The 22,123-nt window shown below is 62.9% G+C and carries 28 protein-coding genes; 22 read left to right on the forward strand and 6 right to left on the reverse strand.

Translation table 11 applies throughout. The features are described 5' to 3' along the window. Window positions 1-138: 138 nt before the first annotated feature. The gene (locus V3C33_17120; GenBank protein XAS67151.1) at window positions 139-327 is read left to right on the forward strand and encodes a hypothetical protein; all 189 of its coding nucleotides are present in this window, start codon (window positions 139-141) and stop codon (window positions 325-327) included. A gap of 103 nt (window positions 328-430) precedes the next feature. On the opposite strand, the gene V3C33_17125 is transcribed toward V3C33_17120, so the two are convergent. Next, window positions 431-1,180, reverse strand: a complete 750-nt coding sequence (locus V3C33_17125; GenBank protein ID XAS67152.1) for an ATP-binding protein — start codon at window positions 1,178-1,180, stop codon at window positions 431-433. Continuing rightward, the gene (gene istA / locus V3C33_17130) at window positions 1,177-2,730 is read right to left on the reverse strand and encodes an IS21 family transposase (GenBank protein XAS67153.1); all 1,554 of its coding nucleotides are present in this window, start codon (window positions 2,728-2,730) and stop codon (window positions 1,177-1,179) included. The genes V3C33_17125 and istA overlap by 4 nt, the downstream gene beginning before the upstream one ends. A 53-nt stretch (window positions 2,731-2,783) precedes the next feature. Here istA and ltrA point away from each other — a divergent pair, with 53 nt between their 5' ends. The 6 genes from ltrA (at window position 2,784) to V3C33_17160 (ending at window position 7,266) form a co-directional block, all read left to right on the forward strand. Next, entirely contained in the window at window positions 2,784-4,157 is a 1,374-nt protein-coding gene (gene ltrA, locus V3C33_17135) for a group II intron reverse transcriptase/maturase (GenBank protein ID XAS67154.1), read from the forward strand. Between the two features lie 115 nt (window positions 4,158-4,272). Next, window positions 4,273-4,725, forward strand: coding sequence for an IS30 family transposase (locus V3C33_17140; protein XAS69774.1), 453 nt, complete (start codon window positions 4,273-4,275; stop codon window positions 4,723-4,725). Window positions 4,726-5,088: 363 nt separating this feature from the next. Further along, complete coding sequence (locus V3C33_17145; GenBank protein XAS67155.1) at window positions 5,089-5,784, forward strand: SDR family oxidoreductase; 696 nt, start codon at window positions 5,089-5,091, stop codon at window positions 5,782-5,784. Then, on the forward strand, window positions 5,781-6,134 hold the full coding sequence (locus tag V3C33_17150; protein ID XAS67156.1) for a RidA family protein: 354 nt from the start codon (window positions 5,781-5,783) through the stop codon (window positions 6,132-6,134). The genes V3C33_17145 and V3C33_17150 overlap by 4 nt, the downstream gene beginning before the upstream one ends. A gap of 231 nt (window positions 6,135-6,365) precedes the next feature. Beyond that, a complete protein-coding gene (locus V3C33_17155; protein XAS67157.1) occupies window positions 6,366-6,788 on the forward strand; it encodes an NAD(P)H-binding protein in 423 nt (140 codons plus the stop codon). A gap of 13 nt (window positions 6,789-6,801) precedes the next feature. After that, window positions 6,802-7,266 carry a GNAT family N-acetyltransferase gene (locus tag V3C33_17160; protein ID XAS69775.1) on the forward strand — a complete coding sequence of 155 codons (465 nt, stop codon included), beginning with the start codon at window positions 6,802-6,804 and terminating at the stop codon, window positions 7,264-7,266. A 240-nt stretch (window positions 7,267-7,506) separates the two neighbouring features. Here V3C33_17160 and V3C33_17165 read toward each other — a convergent pair whose 3' ends face one another. Beyond that, window positions 7,507-8,499, reverse strand: coding sequence for an extracellular solute-binding protein (locus V3C33_17165; protein ID XAS67158.1), 993 nt, complete (start codon window positions 8,497-8,499; stop codon window positions 7,507-7,509). A gap of 457 nt (window positions 8,500-8,956) precedes the next feature. After that, window positions 8,957-9,742, reverse strand: coding sequence for a WHG domain-containing protein (locus V3C33_17170; protein ID XAS67159.1), 786 nt, complete (start codon window positions 9,740-9,742; stop codon window positions 8,957-8,959). Window positions 9,743-9,904: 162 nt separating this feature from the next. Here V3C33_17170 and V3C33_17175 point away from each other — a divergent pair, with 162 nt between their 5' ends. The 8 genes from V3C33_17175 (at window position 9,905) to V3C33_17210 (ending at window position 15,256) form a co-directional block, all read left to right on the forward strand. After that, window positions 9,905-10,852, forward strand: coding sequence for an NAD-dependent epimerase/dehydratase family protein (locus V3C33_17175; GenBank protein XAS67160.1), 948 nt, complete (start codon window positions 9,905-9,907; stop codon window positions 10,850-10,852). A gap of 65 nt (window positions 10,853-10,917) precedes the next feature. Beyond that, window positions 10,918-11,751, forward strand: a complete 834-nt coding sequence (locus V3C33_17180; protein XAS67161.1) for a GNAT family N-acetyltransferase — start codon at window positions 10,918-10,920, stop codon at window positions 11,749-11,751. 58 nt (window positions 11,752-11,809) lie between these two features. Then, entirely contained in the window at window positions 11,810-12,625 is an 816-nt protein-coding gene (locus tag V3C33_17185; protein XAS67162.1) for a class I SAM-dependent methyltransferase, read from the forward strand. 169 nt (window positions 12,626-12,794) lie between these two features. Continuing rightward, on the forward strand, window positions 12,795-13,157 hold the full coding sequence (locus tag V3C33_17190; protein XAS67163.1) for a YciI family protein: 363 nt from the start codon (window positions 12,795-12,797) through the stop codon (window positions 13,155-13,157). Continuing rightward, window positions 13,093-13,398, forward strand: a complete 306-nt coding sequence (locus tag V3C33_17195) for a sigma factor (GenBank protein ID XAS67164.1) — start codon at window positions 13,093-13,095, stop codon at window positions 13,396-13,398. The genes V3C33_17190 and V3C33_17195 overlap by 65 nt, the downstream gene beginning before the upstream one ends. After that, complete coding sequence (locus V3C33_17200) at window positions 13,395-13,598, forward strand: sigma factor-like helix-turn-helix DNA-binding protein (protein ID XAS67165.1); 204 nt, start codon at window positions 13,395-13,397, stop codon at window positions 13,596-13,598. The genes V3C33_17195 and V3C33_17200 overlap by 4 nt, the downstream gene beginning before the upstream one ends. Window positions 13,599-13,607: 9 nt before the next feature. Continuing rightward, a complete protein-coding gene (locus V3C33_17205) occupies window positions 13,608-14,030 on the forward strand; it encodes a GNAT family N-acetyltransferase (protein ID XAS67166.1) in 423 nt (140 codons plus the stop codon). A gap of 767 nt (window positions 14,031-14,797) precedes the next feature. Then, window positions 14,798-15,256, forward strand: a complete 459-nt coding sequence (locus V3C33_17210) for a hypothetical protein (protein ID XAS67167.1) — start codon at window positions 14,798-14,800, stop codon at window positions 15,254-15,256. An 86-nt stretch (window positions 15,257-15,342) separates the two neighbouring features. On the opposite strand, the gene V3C33_17215 is transcribed toward V3C33_17210, so the two are convergent. Further along, window positions 15,343-16,347, reverse strand: coding sequence for a DMT family transporter (locus V3C33_17215; protein XAS67168.1), 1,005 nt, complete (start codon window positions 16,345-16,347; stop codon window positions 15,343-15,345). Between the two features lie 48 nt (window positions 16,348-16,395). Between V3C33_17215 and V3C33_17220 the strand changes: the two genes are divergently transcribed. From V3C33_17220 to V3C33_17250, 7 genes are all read left to right on the forward strand, one after another. Continuing rightward, entirely contained in the window at window positions 16,396-17,322 is a 927-nt protein-coding gene (locus V3C33_17220) for a LysR family transcriptional regulator (protein ID XAS67169.1), read from the forward strand. A gap of 487 nt (window positions 17,323-17,809) precedes the next feature. Continuing rightward, entirely contained in the window at window positions 17,810-18,424 is a 615-nt protein-coding gene (locus V3C33_17225) for a glyoxalase (GenBank protein ID XAS67170.1), read from the forward strand. Further along, complete coding sequence (locus V3C33_17230) at window positions 18,369-18,620, forward strand: VOC family protein (protein XAS67171.1); 252 nt, start codon at window positions 18,369-18,371, stop codon at window positions 18,618-18,620. The genes V3C33_17225 and V3C33_17230 overlap by 56 nt, the downstream gene beginning before the upstream one ends. 209 nt (window positions 18,621-18,829) lie before the next feature. Then, window positions 18,830-19,099, forward strand: a complete 270-nt coding sequence (locus V3C33_17235) for an amidohydrolase family protein (protein XAS69776.1) — start codon at window positions 18,830-18,832, stop codon at window positions 19,097-19,099. A gap of 48 nt (window positions 19,100-19,147) precedes the next feature. Beyond that, window positions 19,148-19,627: a helix-turn-helix transcriptional regulator gene (locus tag V3C33_17240; GenBank protein XAS67172.1), complete on the forward strand. Its 480-nt coding sequence runs from the start codon at window positions 19,148-19,150 to the stop codon at window positions 19,625-19,627. Window positions 19,628-19,637: 10 nt separating this feature from the next. After that, window positions 19,638-20,039 carry a VOC family protein gene (locus tag V3C33_17245; GenBank protein ID XAS67173.1) on the forward strand — a complete coding sequence of 134 codons (402 nt, stop codon included), beginning with the start codon at window positions 19,638-19,640 and terminating at the stop codon, window positions 20,037-20,039. Window positions 20,040-20,116: 77 nt separating this feature from the next. Continuing rightward, complete coding sequence (locus tag V3C33_17250; protein ID XAS67174.1) at window positions 20,117-20,368, forward strand: hypothetical protein; 252 nt, start codon at window positions 20,117-20,119, stop codon at window positions 20,366-20,368. Window positions 20,369-20,830: 462 nt separating this feature from the next. On the opposite strand, the gene V3C33_17255 is transcribed toward V3C33_17250, so the two are convergent. Further along, window positions 20,831-22,048: a transposase family protein gene (locus tag V3C33_17255; protein ID XAS67175.1), complete on the reverse strand. Its 1,218-nt coding sequence runs from the start codon at window positions 22,046-22,048 to the stop codon at window positions 20,831-20,833. Window positions 22,049-22,123: the final 75 nt, after the last annotated feature.

Raw genomic sequence — 22,123 nt, forward strand, 5'->3', positions numbered from 1 at the left:
CGGGTGGGCGTGTTGTCCGTCGATCGATGTGCGATGGGGCGGAGGGGCCGTAGTAGTCCGGGCGGGGGAAAGCCTCGTACATGGCGAAGGGCCCCAGCGGATATGACGCAGTAGCTACTGCAAGGAACGGAGGCATTGGTGAATACCGGTGAACCGCGATGGGCTGACCTCGATGAGGCGTCCGTGCGGGTACGTGCGATGCAGACGAAACTGCACCATTGGGCGGTCAGTGATCCTGGCCGTCTTTTCGAGGATGTGTTCAACCTCGTCTATGACCGGGATTTCCTCACCGTTGCGTGGGGCCGGGTCAAAAGCATGAGTATTTGAAGCTTTGAGCGCCACCTGTTCGTGCGGTTCAGCGCCGGGGTTCGTGCGAGAGAGCGCCAGCGGTCGCGGGGCCTGGCGCCGCTGACGCTCTCCGTGACGGTTGCTAGGCGGTTGCGAGTGCTGTGTGCTCGCGCATGTTGTAATTGCCTGTCTCGACCCAGATCGTGTTGTGGATGATCCGGTCCATGATCGCGTCGGCGTGAACGCCGGAGCCGAGCCGCTGGTGCCAGTCCTTCTGCGAGTACTGGGTGCAGAACACTGTTGACGTCTCCCCGTAGCGGCGTTCCATCAGTTCCAGCAGCATGGTGCGCATCGATTCCGTGGGCCGATCCAGCAGCCACTCATCGATGACCAGCAGGGTGAATGCCGCATATTTGCGCAGGAACTTGCCGGATCCGCCAGGGGTGTCTTGGGCGGCGACCCAGGCTTCCTCGAGGTCGGGCATGCGGACGTAATGCGCGCGGATGCGGTGTTCGCATGCGCGTTTAGCCATCGCGCACCCCAGGTAGGACTTCCCCGACCCGGTGAACCCTTGGAAGACAACGTTCTGCTGCCGGGCCACGAACGAGCAGGTGCCGAGCTGGCTCAGCAGCGGCCGGTCAAGACCTCGCTCGTCGAGGAGGTCGATGCGGCGCAGGTCAGCGTTCGGGTAGCGCAGCCCCGCCCGCCGGATCAGGCCGGTGACTTTGGCATGGGTGAACGACGCGTAGGCGTCATCGACGACCAGCCGGAGACGATCTTCGAACGGCAGGCTGATGCTCAGCGTCTCGTCTTGGGTATCTATGGCCTCCAGCAGCTCGCCCGCGTTCATCTCCCGCAGCTTGCGTTTGGTTTCCGTGTCCAGGCGGCTCATCGGGTCCCTCCTGCGTAGTAGGAGCTGCCGCGCACGTATCCGCCATCTTCGTCATCAGGCTCCTCGACGTGCCCGGTTTTGTCCTGCCCGGTGTCCAGGATCGGCCGCAGGTGGGCGTAACGGGGCGATCGTATCGGACCGCGCAGCGCGAGCTGGCATGCGGCTTCCACCCGGGCTGGTGAGAACCTACGAGACAGACGCAGCACCGCCAGGGCCGGGTCGTAGCCGGCTTCCTCGATGCGGACAGACTCGAAGATCTTCTCGATCACGGTCCCGGTCGCCGGTCCCATCCGTAACGCCCAGGCGTCGATCCGGGCCCGGTCCCAGGCTTGCCAGCTGTGCCCCTCGGGAAGGTCGGCTTCGTTCGTCCGATACTGGTTCGTCGTCGTCACGGGCAGCAGCAGGTGGCTGGTCAGGCGCTCATCACCCCGATAGATCTCGAGCATGGTGTCCGTGACGCGAAGATCAACATGCGCGCCGATGTGGGTGAACGGGACGGAGTAGAAGTTTTTTGACCAGACCACGTGTCCGTTCCGGCCTACTTTGCGCCCATATGTCCAGGTGCTGATCTCGAAAGTCACCGCCGGCAACGGTTGCAGCAGCGGCTTCTCCTCGGCCGTGAACACGCTCAGCCGGGAGCCCTCCCGCTTCTGGAACGGCTGTCGGTTGTAGGCATCGATCTGCTCCCGAACCCGGGCCCGCAGCTGCACCAGGCTGGTGAACTGCTCCTGCCTCAGACCCGCAATCACCCAGGTGGCGACGTGGGAGACAGTGTTTTCTACGCTGGCTTTGTCTTTCGGGTGCCGCACCCGGCCCGGTAGTACCGCCGCCGAATAATGCGCCGCCATCTCCCGATAAGCGTCGTTGAGGACGACTTCGCCCTCGCGCGGGTGAGAGATCACCCCGGTCTTGAGGTTGTCGGGGACGAGCCTCGGGACCGTGCCGCCGAAGAATGCGAACATCGCCGCATGCGCGCGCAGCCACGACTCCTGCCGCATATCCAACGTCGCCTCCACGAACGCATACCTGCTGAACGGCAGGCACGCGACGAACAAATACACCTTCGAGACCTCTCCCGTTGCCGGGTCAACGAGCTGCATCGTCGGCCCGGACCAGTCGACCTCGACGCTGCGGCCGGCCTTATGGCCGACCCGAGACGACGCGCCAGTGACGTTGGCGTAATCGCCGTAAAGCCTGCAGAACCGGTCATAACTCATCGCCGCTTGCCCGGCCCGACTGCACCCGTCGAGATACTCCTGGTGCAGCAGCTTCAACGTCACCCCAACCCTGGCCAGCTCGCGATGCACCTGGACCCAGTCCGGCTGCGCGAACACGCTCTCCCGCACCCCGCGACCGGGAAACAGCGCCAGATACACCTCGCCCTCAGACTTCTCCGCAACATCGTCCCACCCGAGCCCGAGCTGATCCGCAGCATCGATCACCGCCTGAACGCTGTGCCTGGACATGCCCTGAGCAAGCGAGATCGCTCTGCCGGACAGGCCCTGGTTATGCAACTGCAAGACGAGCTTCGCCTTGATCTTCCGTACCATTACCGGTACTCCTTCCACCACGTGGCCCTCACGCGGTGGAAGGAGCTTTTCAGGTGGCGCTCAACCACACCAACACTGGCGCTGACCAGCGCAAATCGTGGGCTCGGACCCCGGCGCTAACCCGCACCACATATGGACCCCTCAAGAGCGAATATTCAAAAAGCAATAAGGGTGCCCGAACGGCCGGTGTTGACCGGCGCATTCCGGCTCTGATCAGTGGTGGTGCTGAAAGCGAGGAGTTTCTGGAGGAAGTCAGGGAGCTGGTCAAGTCCCGGGCTTTTGTTCCGTTGCCGGTGAGGGAGCGCATGATCCCCAAACCGGGCAGCACGAAACTTCGCCGGCTCGGCATTCCCACTGCGAGGGATCGGGTGGTTCAGGCGTCGCTGGCGTTGGTGTTGGAACCGATATTTGAGGCGGATTTCAAACCGGTGAGTTACGGTTTCCGTCCGAAGCGTCGGGCGCAGGACGCGATCGCCGAGATACATGCGTTGGGCACCCGAAGGTATCACTGGGTGTTTGAGGCGGACATTGAGGCGTGTTTTGACGAGTTGAAGCACTCTGCGGTCATCGCCGAGGTGCGCAAGCGCGTCACGGACAAACGGGTGCTGACCCTGATCGACAAGTTCCTGAAGTCGGGCATCATGTCCGCCGAGGGGAAGATCAGGGAATCTGACATGGGAAGCCCGCAGGGAGGTAACATTTCTCGGCTTCTGGCCAATATCGCTTTGACGGTATTGGATAAGCATTTTTGTGATTTGTGGGATGCCCACGGCACCTCGCAACGCAGGGATGCGTACCGGAAACGGGGCGGTGCGACCTATCGCATCGTCCGCTATGCCGATGATTTCGTGATCATGGTCGCCGGTGCCAGATCCCATGCGGAGACGCTCTGGGACGAAGTCGCGGAGGTCATCGCCCCGTTGGGGTTGAAGATTTCCGTGGCAAAGTCCCGGGTTTGCCATTTGGATGAAGGGTTCGATTTTCTTGGTTTTCACATCCAGCGGAGACTGAAGAAAGGAACCCAGAAAATGAGCGTCTACACCTACCCGTCGAAGAAGTCCTTGTTGACGATTCTTGGGAAGGTGCGGGCGCTGACACGTCGAGCGGAGCATGCTTCGCTGGAGGTCCTGCTCCGCCGGTTGAATCCGGTGGTGCGTGGCTGGTGCAACTATTTCCGGCATGGGGTTTCAAAAGCGACCTTTGGTTATCTCGATGCGTTCATTTGGCATCGAGTGACCCAATGGATTCGTAAACGGCACCCACGCATTACGTGGCGGGAACTCTATCGGCGCTTTCTGACAGGAAGGCCCGGGAACCAGCCACAGGCAGAGGGAGTCACCATGTTCGACACCGCGACGATCCCGGTAACACGGTATCGGTGGCGAGGACACAATATCCCGACGCCATGGGCTGCCAGCATGGTCTGAGTGGCTATCCGTGGAGCGCCGGATGCGATGAGAGTCGCACGTCCGGTGCGGAGGGCGGGTCCGAGAAACGAGCCGGGAGCAATCCCGGTATCGCGCTCCGGCCCGACCCTACATCATCGGTGTCGGGTCCGTCTCGGCGATGATGACGCTACGGGAAAGGAAAACCCAGTACGGCATCATCGTGAATCTGCCCCTGGATCACACCGTTGCCAGCGTCAACGCGGCCGCCATCAGCGCGTTCGCGACGCTGCCACCACACCTGAAACGAACACTCACTTGGGACCAGGGCGTGGAAATGGCCTGGCACGAGGAACTAACAAAGAAGACCGGGGTTCCGGTCTACTTTGCCGAACGCTCCAGTCCCTGGCAGCGTGGCGCGAACGAGAACTTCAACGGACTGGCCCGCCAATATTTCCCCAAGGGCACCAACCTCGCCGTTCACAGCGTTGAGCACGTCTCCCACGTGATGCGTGAACTCAACGAACGGCCCCGGAAAACTCTCGACGACGACACCCCGGCAGCACGATTCAAAGCCGAACGCAAAGCGCCGTCGGCCGCTTTGCGGTAGCCTCAAAACACCGGGACCATGCCCCGATTTCACGCATCTGTTGCGTCGACCGCTAGAAACCGCCCCACCTTCACCGGGCAGTTTCGCGGGCGGGTCTTACGGGAATCTGGAGAGCCCGGAAATCCGGGCATTTCGAAGCGAGCTTTTCAAGGCAGGGTGGCGGCCGGTGAAGGACCGGCTTCCGGGACACCGCCCTCATTTGGGCGTCGTCTCTGTCCAAGGGAGGATGATCGCTGGGAACAGTATCTGTCGACAGGGCATCCATGCATAGTGCTACAGACATAACTGCCGCCCGTTGGCTGCCAGACCGGTGCATTGCCTACAGAAATCAGATAAACAATACAGCGAACTATCGGGGGAATTTTGACGGAACGAAACGTACTCATCACGGGAGCGTCAGGCGGAATCGGAAAGGCCATCGCGATGGCCTTGGCCCCCTCGTCTCACCTCTATCTGGCAGGACGCAACCGCGAAGCGCTTGAGAGCCTTGCGCATGAGTTGCCTTCCGCAAAGGTACTCATCGGAGACTTGGCCACGGAGACTGGCATCGCTGCCGTCACATCAAATGTCCGAAACCTCGATGCCTTAATCCACTGTGCAGGAGTTCTTCACCTAGGTACGGTCGAAGAGCTTCGCTTGGACCAGTGGCGAGAGAGCTTGGAACTCAACCTCCTCGCCCCGGTTGCGCTCACGCAGGCGTTGTTGCCGCAACTACGCCAGAGCGCCGGTCACGTGGTCATGGTGAATTCCGGATTGGGAAATCGCGCCGTCCCTGGCTCCGGTGCTTACAGCGCCAGTAAATTTGGAATGCGGGCTTTTGCAGACGCACTCAGACTCGAAGAAGGGCCGCGCGGGGTGCGAGTGACCTCAGTGCATCCGGGCCGGGTCGATACACCAATGCAGGAACAGATGCATTCGTGGGAGCAAAAAGAATACGACGGCGAGGCATGGATACATCCGACTCAAGTGGCAGCGGTGGTAAAAACAACCCTAGATCTCGGAAGTAACGCCGTGATCGATTCAATCAACATTAACCCGCCTCATCAGGTGCATAAATGACTCCGCCCGCTTTCAGCCAAGCCCGCTGGACAGACGGGCCTCTACTTTTCATCTCTGGACAGCTACCTCTCGACGACCAAGGAATGCCTGTTAGTGGCGGGATCCGCGAACAAGCAACTGCCGTCTTCGAACGGCTATCCGCCGTCTTGGCTACAGAGGGCAGCAGCCTAGCTGACGTGGTGAAACTGACCTACTTCCTCACCGACATGACCGATCTACCCGGCCTCCGCGTCGTCATCGGTAATTTCTTCGCAGATCCAAAACCGGCCAGCACCCTAGTTCAAGTTTCAGCACTCATCGATCAAAAATTCCGACTAGAAATCGAAGCCATCGCTACGCATCGCAATTAAATCTGACAAGCATCGACAACGCTGCACAGCATGACCGGCATTGGCGCACCCGGACCTTCCCGCTGAGGGTTCCCCATACGGACGCACGCTGACGCGTTGCCTTGGTAAACAGGGAGCTGACCCGACGGATATCTGCCGTACGTTTTTTTCGTTTTCTGAAGCGGACCCGGGATGGCGTTGCACGCCACGCCATCCCGGCAGTCGTGGTGACCGTCCACTAGGGTTAGCGTGATGAAACGAGCTGTCATTCTTGGGGGTACAGGCGTGTTGGGCCGGGCCATCGCGCAACGTTTGCTGGATGCCAGTTGGCAGGTGGACATCACGGGCCGGGACGCGTCAAAAATGCCTGCAGTGCTGCGCGACGCGGGGGCCACGTTCTTATCCTCAGACCGGCGCAACGACGACGACCTTGGACGCACGATGAGGAACGGAGCTGACCTCGTGGTGGATGCCGCCTGCTACACGGCAGCCGACGCAGGTCTGCTTCTCCCCCACCTGCACGCGGTTGGATCTGCCGTCATGCTGTCCAGCAAAGCCGTCTACATCGACGACGCCGGCAACCACGTAAACACTGACATCCCTCAAGTGTTGCAACCACCCCAAGAACCCAAGGTTCGGCTTGCGTACGGCTGTCGGTCGGAGCCGTTACGATGAGCGCGTGACGATAATGCTTCGGGATCTTGACGACGCTGAACTTGATCGACTCTTCGATTGGGAACAGGATCGTGCGGCAGTTGAGATGGCGGCGTTCACCCGCGCGGATCCATCCGATCGGAACGCGTTCGATGCCCACTACGAGCGCATCCGAAACGACCCGTCGGTGTCCCTCCGCGCGATCGACGACGGTAACGGCCTGGTTGGAACGATTGGAAGTTTCACAATCGATGGTGACCGTGAGGTCACCTACTGGATCGACCCGGCTCGATGGGGCGAAGGAATTGCATCCGCAGCCTTGACGGTGTTTCTGACCGTGGAGACAACACGGCCGGTCTTCGCCCGCGTGGCCGAGCACAATCTCGGCTCGTCCAGGGTGCTGGCCCACGCGGGATTCGTGGAGATCGGCTCCGAGACATCGCACGCCGATGGACTGGGCCGCGATGTCGTCGAGCACATCTACCGACTCGCTCACTAGCTCCACCCGCTCGTCCCGCTGACGGTTCCGCACACGGGCACCCCGCAAGCGGACGACCACCCGCCAGCACGGCTCAAGGAATTCGGCGAGACGCCGTCCGCGGAACGGTAGGAATGTGTCAATTCGCGGAGGATGAGACAAACAGCCCGAAATTGCTCGGGAAAGTGTCTCATAACCAATGTGTCCCGAATCCCATGCGATGCAAGACAACTCAAAGCCCGGTTGAGCGACACCAAGCGATCACAGAACGAACGTTTTCGGCGAAGTACTTCTGGAAGTCGGACCGGATCCGGTAAACCAGGCCTCGGGATCGTAGTTGATGATGTCTGCGGCATGGGCGTAGTGGGACTGCGGCACGAGTCCGCGGTATTCCTTTGATTGGACAACCGGCTGGTACGCCGGGATGTGGCCGGCTTCGGCCCAGTCCAGTGAGCCCTTGAGCATGGATGCCACGAATTTGTAGACGTCGCGCCGCTTGCCGTCATCGGCGTTGACCTGGTGGGGGAGCACAAACGAATGTGAATCGGCGAACGCCGCGGGCGTGCCGAAGAGTGTCGGGATGGTTGTTGCGTCGAGCGGGACACCGGCTGCCTTCATCGTGGGCAGCTCCCAGACTCCCGTGAAGAGCATTCCCGAGCCCCGGGAGGCAAATTCGGCGATGGCTGTTCCGCCGTCTCCACTCTTGGTGGCAATGCCGTCGTCCAGCATCGACGCGATGAATTCGAGGCAGTCAATGGCGACGTCGCGGTCCACCTGTGCCGGCTTCCCGGGCTCCAGTACCATGTCCGCGCCATGTTGCTTGTAGAACGTGTAGAACATGCGCCACATCTGGGCGCCGTCTCCCAGGTAGCCGTAGGACAGGCCGTGCTTCCCGGTGACCCGCTGCAGTTCCCTCGCCACTTCGAGGAACTGCGAGGGGGACGAGATATCAGCGAGCTGGCCGTTGCTTCCGAGGATCCCGGCTTTGCCGGCTACCTCCGTGTTGTAGAGCAGGATGAACGGATGCGAGTCCAGCGCGATTGAGAAGACCTTCCCGTCGAGCTGGCTTTTGTCCCAGATGCGGGATGTGAAGTCCTCGGGGCGGATGCCGTACTCCGCCAGAAGGGGCACGTTCCAGGCGTCGAGCAAGCCACCCGGCGCGTAGCCCGCAACCCGTGCCGCATGCATGATTGCGACCTCGGGCGGACGGCCGCCGGCAGATGCCATGGCGAGGTGTAGTACGGTGGCCCCCACGCAAGCACCGTGGGCTTGACCCTGGACTCCTGATAGGCCGCGTTGGCGCGGTCGATCATGGACTGCATCTTGATGCCGTCGCCGCCCGACAACAGATGCCAGAACCGGATGTCGGTGCCGGCGGCCTGGGCCGCCCCGCCGCACCCTGCCAGGCCCGTTCCGAGAGCGACGCCGCCAAGCACTGCGCCCCCTCCGAGCAGCAATTGCCTGCGGCTCAAACTCTTCCTGCTGGAATCCTCTTGCTTCACCGTCACTCCTTTTGGACGTAGCCAGTCAAAACTTTCAGCCGGGCGGTCCGGGGTGACCGGGATGTCCGGCCTCGCAACCCTGGGCTGCACGCCACTTTATATCGTTGTAAATTGACATACAAGGGATATTGTTAGCGCTCACAGAATTGTTCGTGAAATTTTCGCCTCGTTCGGGCCCGATCCGCCCCCGGCCTCCACGCCTGGCGGAGCTACTCGAGCCCGGCGACACCCGCCAGCATCTGCAGGTGATGGTCGAACAGTTCATCGCGGGCCGCAAACGTGTCCGCCCCGTACTGCCCGAACACCTCAAAACTGATGGCGCCGAACAGCGACGTCCACACGAGCGACCCCCGCGCCAACAGGGCGCCGGGCACGGCCAGCCCCAGTTCGCTGCGGATCGCTGCCATGTCAGCGGATAGGGCGGGAGGAAGTGCGGCGGTCTGAGCAGGAGAAACGACGACGGCGCCGGCAGGTTCCGCTTTCAGCCCGCCTGCCCGGTAGGCGGCATCGAAAATTGCCATGAGGGCGTAGATCACCCGCGTCCCGGGAGCGGTGGTGCGCTCCGCCGGGGCCTGGTATCCGGGCACGGGACTGCCGAAAAGCAGGGCGTAGCGCGCAGGTTCACGAAGCGCCCACGCGCGGACGGCACGGCTGAGGGCCCAGAACTGTCCAGTGAAGTCCTCTTCCGGAACCGCAGCTACGGCCGCATCCACCTCATCGCCCAGCTCGCCGTAGGCGTCAATGAGCAACAGAGTCAGGAGTTCGTCGCGGCTCTCGACGTAGCGGTAGACGGCCGATGACACCACGCCCAGCCCCCTGGCGACAGCGCGCAGCGAAAGCGCGGCTGCGCCGCGCACGGCCAGGTGCTCACGTCCCAGCCGGACGATGTCTGCGATGGTCTGGGCGCGGGCACGCTCACGTGGCGTCAAGGGTTTGGATGCCGGAACCTTCGAGCCCTCAGGCCTGGGGTCGAGCTGGAGGTGGCGCTCGTTCATGACCTCAGCTTTCCACAAAACAGAGCAGTGTCAACTTTAGAGAGCAGTGCTCTTGACGTTTCCAAAAACACGGTGCATCCTTGGTTCAGAGAGCAGTGCTCTCGCTAGCTAGCTAGCTGAACCACCGCAAAAAGCGAGCCCATCCGAAAGAGAGAGCATCCAATGTCTGAGCTGTATGTAGTCACCGGCGCCGGCCCCGTGGGTTGGACCGTTGCGGAACAACTCGCCGAACAGGGCCACCGGGTCCGCGTTCTAACCAGATCCGGCAGCGGCCCGGATCATGTGCTGATAGAAAAGACCGAGGCCGACGCCTCAGACCCAGCCCGGCTCGGCGAGGCCTTCGCAGGCGCCACGGCTGTCTTCCACTGCATCCATGGTTCGGCTTACAGCGCCACGTCCTGGGAACGGGAACTTCCTCAGGCCGAGCAGGCGGTGCTTGCAGCGGCCCACGGGGCGGGCGCCGTCGTCGTTTTTCCCGAAAGCCTGTACTCCTACAGTGAGCCGGACAGCCTGATGTCCGAGGACAGCCCCCGCGAAGCCCGGACCGGCAAGCGCGGCATCCGGGTCAAGCTCCTGGAAGCACGCGCGACCTCCCCTGCCAACACAGTCAGCGTGGTGGCCGGCGACTTTTTCGGACCGCGGGTGCGGACAGCCCATGCCGGCGAGCGCATGGTCCCGTCGGTCCTCTCCGGTAAGAGGCTGCAGGTGATCGGGAGCGCAGACCGGCCGCACTCGTTCACGTACATCGCGGATCTCGCAGCGGCCATGATCAGGGCAGCCCAGACTCCAGCCGTCTGGAACCAGGTGCTGCACGCGCCCACCGGCCCGGCCGTGACGCAGCGCGAGCTCGCCACCGAGTTTGCTGCCGCGGCCGGTGTACCGGCACCCGAGGTAGGGGTCTTGCCTGGCTGGGTCTTGCGCGCGGCGGGTGTGGTTTCGGCCGATGCGCGCGAGCTCGCCGAGATGCTGTACCAGTTCCAGCGGCCGTTTGTGATGGACTCGAAAGCCAGCGAAGCCGCCCTTGGCCTGGCGCCGCTCCCGCTGTCCCGGGCAGCAGCGGCCACCGTTGCGTGGTGGAGGGCGACGGACACTGCCCCGGCGGCTGTCTGACAAAAGCGGTGTGACAAAAGCGGTGTGACAAAGCGGCCACGCACCCGCGCGCTAGACTCCCGCACATGCGACCCGACGGACTTGGCATCACCACAGCGCTGGATGCCCTCCGGCTCTACGGTGCGGAGATCACTGTTCACGGCCGGTCGATGCTGGTCCGGACCGACTCCAACCCGTACTTCCACAACGGCAACCTGGTACTCAGCGACTGGCCTGCGGGCTCTGCTGAGCTGACCCTCTTCGAGCAGGAGTTCCCCTATGCCACGCACCGCACGTTGTGGATCAACGGCGATTTGCCGGCGCCGGCGTTTTCCCATGCGGACTTTTCCGGCGGGGACCTGCCCGGCGGGGACGCGTTCGGGCACGGCCTTCGGCTCGAATCAACCCTCACCATGAGTGCCACCGCCAGCGCTACCGGCGCCGCGCCACCCGGCCGGATCCCCGCCGTCGGGCATGGCCGCCTGCTGGAGAGCGACGGCGACTGGCTGGCTCTCGCCGCCCAGCGCTGCGCCGATACGGGCACCACCGCGGAAGCGGACGACGACGGCGCGCGCTTCTGCCGCACACAGACCCGCCTTGAGCACGGGATCAGCCGGCGGAACCAGGGGGCGGGCTGCGGTTGGTTTGTTGACGGTGCGCTGGTGGCGTCGCTGATTCTGCTCCGGCTGCCGGCCGACCGGGCGAGAGTCGAGGCCGTCATGACCGATCCGGCCCACCGCCGCCAGGGCATCGCTGCGGCCTTGCTTGGCTTGGCGATGGCGCACGCACGCACGTACTGGCGGACGGAGCTTTTTGTGCTCGATGCCGAGCCGGACGGTCCGGCGGCCGGGATCTACCGCAGGCTGGGCTTCACCGACGCCGGCTGGGTGACCTCGCTGACGGGCGAAAACATCAGGTGATGGTACTCAGTTGGGGCGGCTCCGCGCGTTTTCCGCTCCGCTGGAGTAGCGTTTCACTATGAGTGCGCAGCAGCCTGAAGATGTGTATACGCACGGCCATCACGAATCCGTGGTCCGCGCCCATGCTTCACGGACGGCGGAGAATTCCGCGGCGTTCGTGATCCCCTACCTGACAGCGGGGGTTTCCGTTCTGGACGTGGGTTGTGGGCCAGGCAGCATCACCTGCGATTTCGCCGGGATGGTTGCACCGGGGAAGGTGACCGGACTGGACCGCTCCCCTGACGTGATTGCCCACGCCCAGGAGCTGGCCGCCGATCGCGGCGTGGAGAACGTCGAATTCGTGGCCGGCAACATCTACGACCTCGACTTCGAGGATGACACCTTCGATGTGGTCCACGCCCACCAGGTGCTGCAGCATCTGACCGACCCGGTGGAGGCTCTCCGCGAGATGCGTCGGGTGGCTAAGCCCGGCGGCATCGTGGCCGTGCGCGACGCCGATTTCCACGGCATGAGCTGGTACCCCGCCATCCCGGAGCTGGACGAGTGGATGGACCTCTACCAGCGGATCGCCCGCCGCAACGGGGCCGAGCCCGACGCCGGCCGCCGCCTGGTCTCGTGGGCACAGTCGGCCGGCTTCAGCGACGTTGCGCCCACCAGCAGCAACTGGCTGTATGCCACCGGGCAGCAGCGCCGTTGGCAGGCGCGGGTGTGGGGTGAGCGGGTACTGCACTCTGCGTTTGCCGACCAGGCCCTCGAGTACGCCTTCGCGAATCCCGCGGACCTCGCACGGATCTCCGCCGGCTGGCACCGCTGGGGCTCCACCGACGACGGCTGGTTCCTGATCCCCAACGGCGAGGTGATCGCCCGGGCATGAGCTCCGGGCTCCAACGCGTAAGAGCCGCCGCCTCAGCGTGCACCGGAGAGTGAGTGCCGACGTCGGACATTTTTCAAGAGTTTTCCCGGACCATGTAGAGAACTGTGCATCGGCTCCGACTCGTCAGTGAAAGCACCCGGACAGGGAGCCCCGTCAAAAGGAGTACGAGATGAAATACATGATCATGATGTTCGGCTCGGCCGAGGGCATGATGGAAACCGCCGATCCGGAGTGGGTCCAGGAAATGATCGGCTTCATGATCCAGATCGACAAGGACCTGCGGGAATCCGGCGAGCTCGTGTTCAACGCCGGCCTTGCGGATGGCAGCACGGCGAAGCTCATCCGGCAGACGGACAACGGAGTGGTCACCACGGACGGGCCGTTTGCGGAAGCAAAGGAGTCGCTGATCGGCTACTGGGTGGTGGATGTAGCCAGCGAAGAACGGGCCGTTGAAATCTGCTCGCAGATTGTCAAGTACTCGCAGGTGGTGGAGCTGCGGACCATCCCGGAGTTCGATCCCTCTTCGGTCTAGCCTTTGGCTGACGCCATGGCCGCACCCGGCCTGCGAGGACGCCGTCCAGGAGGCCCTGCTTGAAGCCGCCCTGAAGTGGCCGGCGGCCGGTTTGCCGGACAATCCGAGGGCGTGGCTGATCACCGTGGCCGGCCGTCGGCTGGTGGACGGGTGGCGTAGCGAGAGAGTGCCCGGCGGCGGGAGGAAGAGTTTGTTGCCGGGAGTTTTGCGCTGGCCGCTCCTTCCGAGGAACCGAAGGTGAGGCACGACGGCGGTGCGGCACCGGACGCCGACGACGCCCTCACGCTGTTGTACTTGTGCTGCCACCCGGCGCTGTCCGCACCGTCACAGCTCGCCCTCATCCTGCGCGCCGTGGGCGGACTCTCGACAGCCGAAATCGCGAGCGCCTTTCTGGTTCCGGAGGCCACCGTCAAGGTGCCACCCGGAGGACCAAGCGACTAGGCTGCCACAATGACCGCAATAACTTTCGAGAACGCGAGTCAGATACAACGCGATGAAGTCGTTGAATTGTATGAGTCGGTCGGTTGGATGGCCTACACGGTGAACCCTGATTTGCTCCTTGGGGCCCTCCAAGGCTCTCACTCCATCGTCACGGCCCGTGACGATGGCCGGCTCGTTGGCCTTGCACGGGCAATCTCAGACGGCGTTAGCATCGTCTATTTGCAAGATATTCTCGTGCGTCCCACTGCACAACGTCAGGGAGTCGGACGCCAACTCGTATCCATTCTCTTGGGAGCGTACGAAGGCGTACGCCAAAAAGTCCTGATCACGGACGTCGAGGAGAAGCAGCGGGCCTTCTACGAATCCCTGGGTTTTACCGAGTCACATGACCACGACCCAGGTATTCGGGCCTTCGTTCACTTCACGAATTGACCATCCAGCATCGGTTCATTCAGCACGAACGAGCACTCACTTCGGACTTACTGCCCTCGCTAGCCTAGGAAGCGGGAATCTATCGGCTGTTTCTGATGGTGGACAAGTCCATTAGCGTGGTGTAGCCGGCCCTCATGGACGCAACCAATTGACAGTGCAGGTCAGCGAACGTTCTGCACGGTGCCGACCTGCTTACGGTACGGAATCTAGGCGTAGATTCCCGGATGAATATCCAAGTGCAGGACTCTATGGGTTCAAGCCGAGGGTTATCCAACAGCGCCAGTATGCAGTCCAGGGAACCTGTGACATAAATCGAATCGGCATATAGGTCCCCCAACGCACCAAGCGTGATCGGCCGGCGACCATCGCAGACAGCACCTACTTGATGGCAGTTCATCTATGACCACTGTGGCCGCCTCGACTGGGCCCTTGAGAAGATCCATTTCGCGGTCGGGTGGAAGTGTCACCACGGGTGCGTCTGTTAGTTCCTCCCTTATACCGGAATAGCCGAGCCACGCAACGAAATGGCATTCCTGTGGCGTTTCGGTGTGCTTGGCGAGACCATCGGCCAGCGCAGTTGCCACCTAGAGGTCAAGTGTCCCGAAGTCGATGCCGGTCTTCCCTCCAGTCTTTGCCGTGTAAGACATATACAGGCGTTCCCCGTTCGCTCTTCGGCTATCCAGACGACCCATGGCCAGATCCAATGATTAGTGCTCTGATAGTCACAAAGGCCGTTCGCTGGATTTTCCGTTGGTGAAGGAGCTGTTATGACTGAGACCGATGATCTTGAAATACGCCTGCCGGATCGTCTGCAATTGGCGACTTTCCTGGTCGTCACTATGAGATTCATGGCGGCGCTTTGTTGGCTTGGTGTTCTCGCGGCATCGGGCATTATCTCCACCGGTGCTCTTGTGTTGCTGTTCGCGCCGGTGGCTTTAACTGCCGCTGGGTTCTGGGCTGCCCGCTACCAGAGTGGACCCGCATCAGTGACCCATTCTGGCGGATCACAGCGTGAAGAACAGATTCGACCGGCACCGATCCCCCAAGCGGGTGTGGGCAAAACCGTAGTGTTGCTTGGCATCTACGCTGCAATTCTTTGCTGGGTCGGAGCGGCCACCTTGCTGACCAACGGCGACATTGGAACTGTTCTGCTGCTGGCCCTACCTCTCATCACGACTTTCGGAGCATATGCCGCAGGCAAGCATTTGAGGCGACTGGTCACATAGACGTTGCCCCGACGCAGACCGCTCAGGGATCCCGTGCCTACGATGCTTTGGCCCGCAGGAGGTTCCCCCTCTTGGGCAAGAAGGTACTAGCGAGTCCTGATGTCCACACCCTGGTCTTGATCGTGTCCTATTTTCTGTGTTTCCGTACCGATCCCCGTGCCTCTTCGGCGTTGTGGCGGCCGTAGTCGTCCTTGGCCGACGAGTATGGCGATGATGACGACGGTGCCGCCTGCAATTTGATTCCAGTGGATTGATTCGCCGAGAACCATGACGCCGAGGATGACGCCGCCGATCGGGGTGAGGTAGGTGACGGTTGAGGCCATGGTCGAACCCCACGCGTTGATGACGTTTGTGTACCAGATGTAGGCAATGCCCGTTCCGACGCCGCCGAGTATCAGGATGCTTGCAACGATGCCGGGATTCAAGGTGACTGGGCCGGTGCCGATGAAGGGTGTGAGTAGCAGGATGATGATTGCTCCGGCGCCAATCTGGGAGGCGGAGACCGTGATGGCGTCGTAGTCGTGTCCGCGGAGGAAGCGTCGGGTGTAGGAGAACCCGAGCCCGTAACACGTGGTTCCCCCCAGACAGGCCAGCTGCGCCCAGAAGAACATGCCGTTGGCCGTGTCTGTCACGGCGTCCCATGGTGCGGCGACGAGGATGACGCCGCCGGCGGCTACGAAGAGGCCAGCTGTTTTGGTTTTGGTAAGGCGCTCGTCGGGAAGGATCGCCAGCGCGACAAGCATGGTGGCGATCGGCGTCGTCGCGTTGTAAATGCTGGACAGCCCTGCTGGAAGGTACTGCGCGGCCCAGGAGAACAAAAGGAACGGGACGACACACATAAGCACGCCGATCGCCGTCAGGTGACCCCACACGCGCAGGCCGCGTGGCCACCGTCGACGTGTGACGAGCATGATGATGGCGAGAACGAGTGCGCCGAAGAATAGCCGGCCAAGGACGACCTGCGCAGGGGAGAGCCCTCCGACGGCCACCTTGATGAAGAGGAAGCTTGCCCCCCATACTGCGGCCGCGCCCAGGTACTGGGCGGCCAGACCTACTCCATGTCCGTCTCGCATTGTTGATCGACTTGTCACGCCCACACCTCATCTTTCCTTGACGTCAGTCTTGTCTAAACTCAAGACATGAATCAAATGAATCTGGCACATAGGCATATGACGAAAATAGATATGGGATCGCTCACCTTGCGTCAGCTTGACGTCTTTGTCGCCGTGGTGGAGCAGGGTGGTTTCGGCGCTGCGGCTGATCATCTGCAGATGAGTCAATCTGCCGTCTCGCACGCCCTCGCAGCGCTGGAGCGCGCGTCGGGTGCCCCTCTCATCGTCCGCACACCCAGGATCGCGACGACGACCCTGGGCGACGCAATCCTGCCTCATGCCCGCAGCGTCCTGGCTAACGTGCGCGCCCTGCGGACCACCGTCGATATCCAGCGCGAAGGTCTCGTGAGAGGCATGGTTCGCCTCGCGGCGGCACCGACCGCGTCCCATCGGCTTATCCCCGAACTCCTGAAACGTTGGCGTGCAGAACTACCTGGGCTCGATATCCGCCTGTTCGAAGGTAGCGACGACGAACTGGAAGTCTGGCTAGCCAGTGGCGCGGTCGACGCTGCCGTTCTCGTCGACCCCGACCCGGCTCCCTCCGGCTCCATCGTCCTGGCCCGCGATGAGTTCCGGGCCGTGCTCCGCTCTGACCACCCGCTTGCCGGCGAGGAGCGCATCACCCTCAGCGATCTCCTCGACGATCCGCTGCTGGCCTCCTCCAGCGGCTGTGAACCCCAGATCACCCGCATACACGCGATGGCCGGAATTCCTTATGCACCGGCTCAGAGGGTTCATGAAACCAGCACCCTGCTCGGCATGGTCGAGGCTGAAATCGGCGTCGCGATATTGCCCTCCCTTGCAGGCTCGATGCTCGCCAACAACCTCGTGATGGTCGAGCTCGAACCGCACCTCGAACGCACCCTCGTCTTCGCCGGCCCCTCAGGGCGCCCGTGGCATCCGGGCGTCGAACGAATGCGCGACATCGCCGAAACTTCAGCGACGAAATTCTGAGTTCTGCACTGACGCCGAGTAGGGGCCGGACTGAGGACAGCTGTGCGGCCAAGGGCTTGCCTCCTAACCGGTGAGCCGCTTGAGCCAGGTGCTCAGTTGGACGACACGCTACCGACGTTGACGGCCGATCCCGACACGATTCGCGGTCGGCTGCGCGTCGCTGGCACCTTCAGAACTCGCTTCACCGAGTCGGTCGGTGTGCCGCCCAGCATCTATCGGGGCCAGACAGCTCGCACGACGGCGGAGCTGCCGTCGTGCGGCGTGGAGGGCAGGCCGAAAGCGAGCAGTTTTGGAGAAGCGCCGGTCACGAGCCGCAACTAGTCTGACAGCCATGGACATCACACGCATCAACGAACTGCGCGGCGATCGCATAGATCAACCCGGCTCAACCCACGGCTTGATCTATGCCGGCCACGATCGTACCGCTGTCACTGCGGCGTGGTGGCGGCCCAGAGTACGACAAACCCACCTCATCTAAGGACCTGCCATGACCTCCATCGAATCCATCACCCTCGAAGCGCCCGACCCCACGGTCGCCAACGCCTTCTACACCGCCGCCTTCGGTTTGGGCACTCAAGTTGGCGTACGCGCCTCGGAGGCACCGACGACCGGCTTTCGCGGGTTCGCGCTGTCGCTCGTGGTGTCCCAGCCATCCACCGTCGACAGTCTCGTCGGCACCGCCCTCGACGCCGGCGCCACGGTACTGAAGCCAGTCGAGAAGAGTTTCTGGGGCTACGGCGGCGTCGTACGGGCCCCGGACGGGGCGATCTGGAAGGTCGCGACGTCGTCGAAGAAGGACACCGGCCCGGCCACCCGGCAGGTCGATGAGATCGTGCTGCTGTTGGGAGTCGCGGACGTTGCCGCGACCAAGCGGTTCTACGTCGACCGCGGCCTTGCCGTGGCGAAGAGCTTCGGCCGCAAGTACGTCGAGTTTGCCGCCCCATCAGGGCACGTCAAGCTGGCGCTCTACGGGCGCAAATTCGCCGCCAAGGATGCCGGCGTCTCACCGGATGGAAACGGATCGCACCGGATCGTCCTTGGCAGCGATGCCGGGAACTTCACCGACCCGGACGGGTTCGCGTGGGAGGCCGCGTCAGTCTGAGGGCGCGCAGCGGGGCGACCTCGACGTCGTCATCGCGCAGATGCAGGCCAGCGGCGTCGAGGTCATCCAGGAGCCGGCCAAGCAGCCGTACGGCGTTCGCGACTGCGCCTTCCGCGATCCCGCGGGCAACCTGATCCGCATCAACGCGCTGCCGCTGGTTGGTCATGGGCGACGAAGCTCGCGATGGTCGAGGTGACCGACGAGCGATTCGGCCAGCATGGATTGCACGCCGGGCAACAGTTCCTGCTCGCCTGCCTCTGGAAACAGGACGGCCTCACCCTCGGAGAGCTCGCGCGGTGCCTCGGCCTGAGCGCGCCCACCGAACGCCGAGATGTCCTCGGTCAGCGAAATCGCACTAGATTGGCAGGGCGCCGATGAACGCGCCAGGCTTCACCCTTGCGCGGTGTGCAGGCTTTCATCGATCGCATCATGGAAAGCGGCAACATTCTCGCCCCGGACGAGCGCATCACCGTTCAGGACGCCATGTACGCCTACACCACGTGGTCTGCTCCAGCCACGGGAGCCGGGCACGTCAAGGGCAGCATCTCCACAGGCAAATTGGCTGATTTTGTGGCCGTGGACAGAAATCCGCTGTACTTGGGCCGTGACACTTTAGACAACATCTATGTTGTGGCGTCAGCGGTTGACGGGAAATTCAGCTACGAACAGATCTAAATATGCCATCCCAGCGTTGCTACTCTCTACCGCTGGTATTCTCAAGCCATGACCCCGGAGGAACTGGCCAATCTCGCGCACTTGCGACGGGCGCGGGACCTGATTGACAGGGACTTCGCGCTCCCGCTCGACGTGGCCACCATCGCGCAGCAGGCCTTCATGTCCGCGGCGCATTTTTCCCGCAAATTCCGCGCGGCCTACGGGGAGACGCCCTACAGCTACCTGATGACCCGCCGCATTGAACGGGCGACGGCGCTGCTGCGGGCCGGCGCGTCCGTCACCGACGCGTGCATGGCTGTGGGCGCCGCCTCGCTGGGGTCCTTCAGTTCGCGGTTCACCGAGCTCATGGGCGAAACGCCCAGCGCGTACCGCGCCCGGGAACACGACGCCGTCGAGGCCATGCCGCCGTGCTTTGCCAGGGCCACCACGCGGCCCGTTCGCTACGGTGCCCGGACGGTCGGCACGACAGCCGAGGCCCCGGGCAAGGTGAGCAGGAATGAAGAAGCAGTTCAGAGTGCTGCCGTATAGCGTTTCCGTCATGACTATTTCACTTCAGTACACCAACATCACCGTCAACGACCCCGACGAATCCATCGCGTTTTACCGCGACGCGCTGGGCCTGGCCGTCCGCAATGACGTGGCTTCCGGCGGCTTCCGCTGGGTTACCCTTGGCACCGACGCCCAGCCCGGGTTAGGCGTCGTCTTGTCCGAACCCCATGCCGGCCGCTCCCAAGCCGACGGCGACGCGCTCCAGGAACTGCTCACCAAGGGCGTACTGCCGATGCTCGTGTTCCGCACAGATGACCTGGACGCCGCGTTTGAGCAGGCCCGGGCCACCGGCGCCGAGGTGCTGCAGGAGCCCATCGCCCAGCCATGGGGCCCGCGGGACTGCGCGTTCCGCGACCCGTCCGGCAACACTGTCCGCATTTCCCAGGACTAGCACTACAGTCGCTTTTATTTTGTCTCCTGTCGGCGTTTTAACCGGATGTCCATCGGCCGTCGTGTTAATCCTTGTCGGTGGGCGATGATATTTGTGCGGCTGATGTGCAGGAATGGGCGGAGGGGCTCGAGGAAATCCGGGAGCTGATTGCCCCGCGGTTCGCCCGGTCCGAACCGCACCACAAGGCGGTGGAGTACCTCAAGGGTCTGCTGTCGGCCGAGGAGCGGAAGAATTCCTGGACCCTGTCGGAGCGAGCCGGGCAGACGATCCCGGACCGGATGCAGCGGCTGCTTTCGACCACGGACTGGGACCCGGACGGGCCGCGGTGACCTGCGCTCCTAGGGTGCGGACCATCTCGGCTCCGCCGACCCTGCCCAAGGCCCGGACGGATGAGCGGGACCACTGCGCGTCCGCCGGCATCCCGGAGGCCCGCGCATTCGCGAAGAAGCCCGAACTGGCGATACACCAACAAACCGCGAAACGGCGCCACTGCCGGGCCCGGAATCCGACCCCACAAACACGACTGTAGTATTAGCAGCCGCGCGAATGGCGGGCAGGACGTGCTCCTTACATATGTCGGCTTCGAAGGTGCGGTCAATTGCCACTTTTGGCCGGAATGGCGCCGTCAATGCGGCCAAAACTGGCGAATCGTGCCGCCCCGCCGGCTCCACGGCCGACAGTTTCCACATAGCCCACACTGCCCCTGCCCGGCGGGGCCGGACGCGCCTAACCTCGTGGAATGAGCTACTTCGCAGAGCATGAATATCGGGCGGAGCCCCCGAGGAATCATGTCAAGATGCCCGGCTGGATTGATTCGTGGAATCATTTGATTTTGCCCGGATGGCCGGCTGGGGTTTTGGGTCTTGTTTCGCGTTGGCCAGGGTCCGCAGTTCAGCGCAGAGGGCCTGGACCTGACGTTGGATCGCGGCCGGATTCAAGGGTTTGTTTTCCCGCTTCAGCCGGGTCTGCACGCTCTGGCCGACTGTGACTTTATCGGCCAGGACGCGTTGGAACGGGGTCGCGGGCAGGTCGTACTTCTTGCTGATCTTCGCACCGGTCCGGACCTTCGCGACGAGTTTTTGCTGGGGCCCGAAATGATTGCTCAGCAGCCGCTGCAACGCCCAGATCCGGTTCAGCAACTCCAGCTCGCCGGCGGTGTCGTAACGGCGGTAGCCGACGGTCTGCCGGACGATGTGCCAGTTCTTCTGCTCCACGTGGGCCCCGTCATTCTTGTTCCCGGACCGGGACCGGGTGAAGGTCAGTTTCTCCTGTTCGCACCAGCGGTACAGCTCCCAGTTAATGAACTCGGAGCCGTTGTCCGAGTCGATGCCAAGGATCGGAAACGGGAACGCCGCGGTGGCTTCCCTGATCGCGGCGAATACCCATTTCTGGGCCTTGTTCTTCACCGACCGTGTTTCGGTCCAGCCGGTCGCGATGTCGGTGATGTCAAGGGTGAAGCAGAATTCCCCCTGGCTTTTCCCGCCCTCGTGGCCGACCAGATCAATCTCCACAAACCCGGGCACCGCGTCGTCCCACTCGGCCCAGGTCCGCATCGGAATGGAGTCCTTCAACAGCGTTCCGGGCTTGGTATGGGACCGGCCCCGCGGATCCAGTTTCACCCGGTCCGCCTTGAGCCGCCGGTCGATGGTGGCCGGGGCGATCCTGAGCAACTGCGCAGCCGTCCCGTCATCAATCTGAAGCTCCCTGAACCGGCGCAGTCGCGGCACCAGATCAGGCAGCGCCGCCGCCAGCAACCGCCCGCACGGGGTGCCCTGGACAGCCCAGCAGAACCGCAGGGCCTCGATCACCGCCTCGCCGTAAAGGGGCGGACGGGCAGGGCGCGGCTTGACCTGTCTGAGCACCAGAGCCCCGCGCAGGGCCTTCCTCGCATGGTCCCGATGCCACGCCGTCGTGGCACAGAGTTCGTCCAGAATAAGTTTCTTGGCGGCCCGGTCAGACCGCGCATACCGGATGGCGATGGTCTTCGTGACGGCCTTACGTTCACTCATCGATAGCTCCATGGCTCAGCGTGCCGGGCCGGCAGGCGCCGCCCCGGCAGACACACCGCTTCGCGGGCATTACCA

It is taken from the genome of Micrococcaceae bacterium Sec5.7, assembly GCA_039636785.1.
In the GTDB taxonomy this organism is placed as follows: domain Bacteria; phylum Actinomycetota; class Actinomycetes; order Actinomycetales; family Micrococcaceae; genus Arthrobacter.

Coding starts and splice junctions, on each gene's coding strand:
- V3C33_17125 (XAS67152.1), bottom strand. CDS start 1,180: ATGAGCCGCCTGGACACGGAAACCAAACGCAAGCTGCGGGAGATGAAC.
- istA (XAS67153.1), bottom strand. CDS start 2,730: ATGGTACGGAAGATCAAGGCGAAGCTCGTCTTGCAGTTGCATAACCAG.
- V3C33_17150 (XAS67156.1), top strand. CDS start 5,781: ATGACTCCGCCCGCTTTCAGCCAAGCCCGCTGGACAGACGGGCCTCTA.
- V3C33_17155 (XAS67157.1), top strand. CDS start 6,366: ATGAAACGAGCTGTCATTCTTGGGGGTACAGGCGTGTTGGGCCGGGCC.
- V3C33_17160 (XAS69775.1), top strand. CDS start 6,802: ATGCTTCGGGATCTTGACGACGCTGAACTTGATCGACTCTTCGATTGG.
- V3C33_17170 (XAS67159.1), bottom strand. CDS start 9,742: ATGAACGAGCGCCACCTCCAGCTCGACCCCAGGCCTGAGGGCTCGAAG.
- V3C33_17175 (XAS67160.1), top strand. CDS start 9,905: ATGTCTGAGCTGTATGTAGTCACCGGCGCCGGCCCCGTGGGTTGGACC.
- V3C33_17180 (XAS67161.1), top strand. CDS start 10,918: ATGCGACCCGACGGACTTGGCATCACCACAGCGCTGGATGCCCTCCGG.
- V3C33_17185 (XAS67162.1), top strand. CDS start 11,810: ATGAGTGCGCAGCAGCCTGAAGATGTGTATACGCACGGCCATCACGAA.
- V3C33_17190 (XAS67163.1), top strand. CDS start 12,795: ATGAAATACATGATCATGATGTTCGGCTCGGCCGAGGGCATGATGGAA.
- V3C33_17205 (XAS67166.1), top strand. CDS start 13,608: ATGACCGCAATAACTTTCGAGAACGCGAGTCAGATACAACGCGATGAA.
- V3C33_17210 (XAS67167.1), top strand. CDS start 14,798: ATGACTGAGACCGATGATCTTGAAATACGCCTGCCGGATCGTCTGCAA.
- V3C33_17220 (XAS67169.1), top strand. CDS start 16,396: ATGAATCAAATGAATCTGGCACATAGGCATATGACGAAAATAGATATG.
- V3C33_17225 (XAS67170.1), top strand. CDS start 17,810: ATGACCTCCATCGAATCCATCACCCTCGAAGCGCCCGACCCCACGGTC.
- V3C33_17230 (XAS67171.1), top strand. CDS start 18,369: ATGCCGGGAACTTCACCGACCCGGACGGGTTCGCGTGGGAGGCCGCGT.
- V3C33_17240 (XAS67172.1), top strand. CDS start 19,148: ATGACCCCGGAGGAACTGGCCAATCTCGCGCACTTGCGACGGGCGCGG.
- V3C33_17245 (XAS67173.1), top strand. CDS start 19,638: ATGACTATTTCACTTCAGTACACCAACATCACCGTCAACGACCCCGAC.
- V3C33_17255 (XAS67175.1), bottom strand. CDS start 22,048: ATGAGTGAACGTAAGGCCGTCACGAAGACCATCGCCATCCGGTATGCG.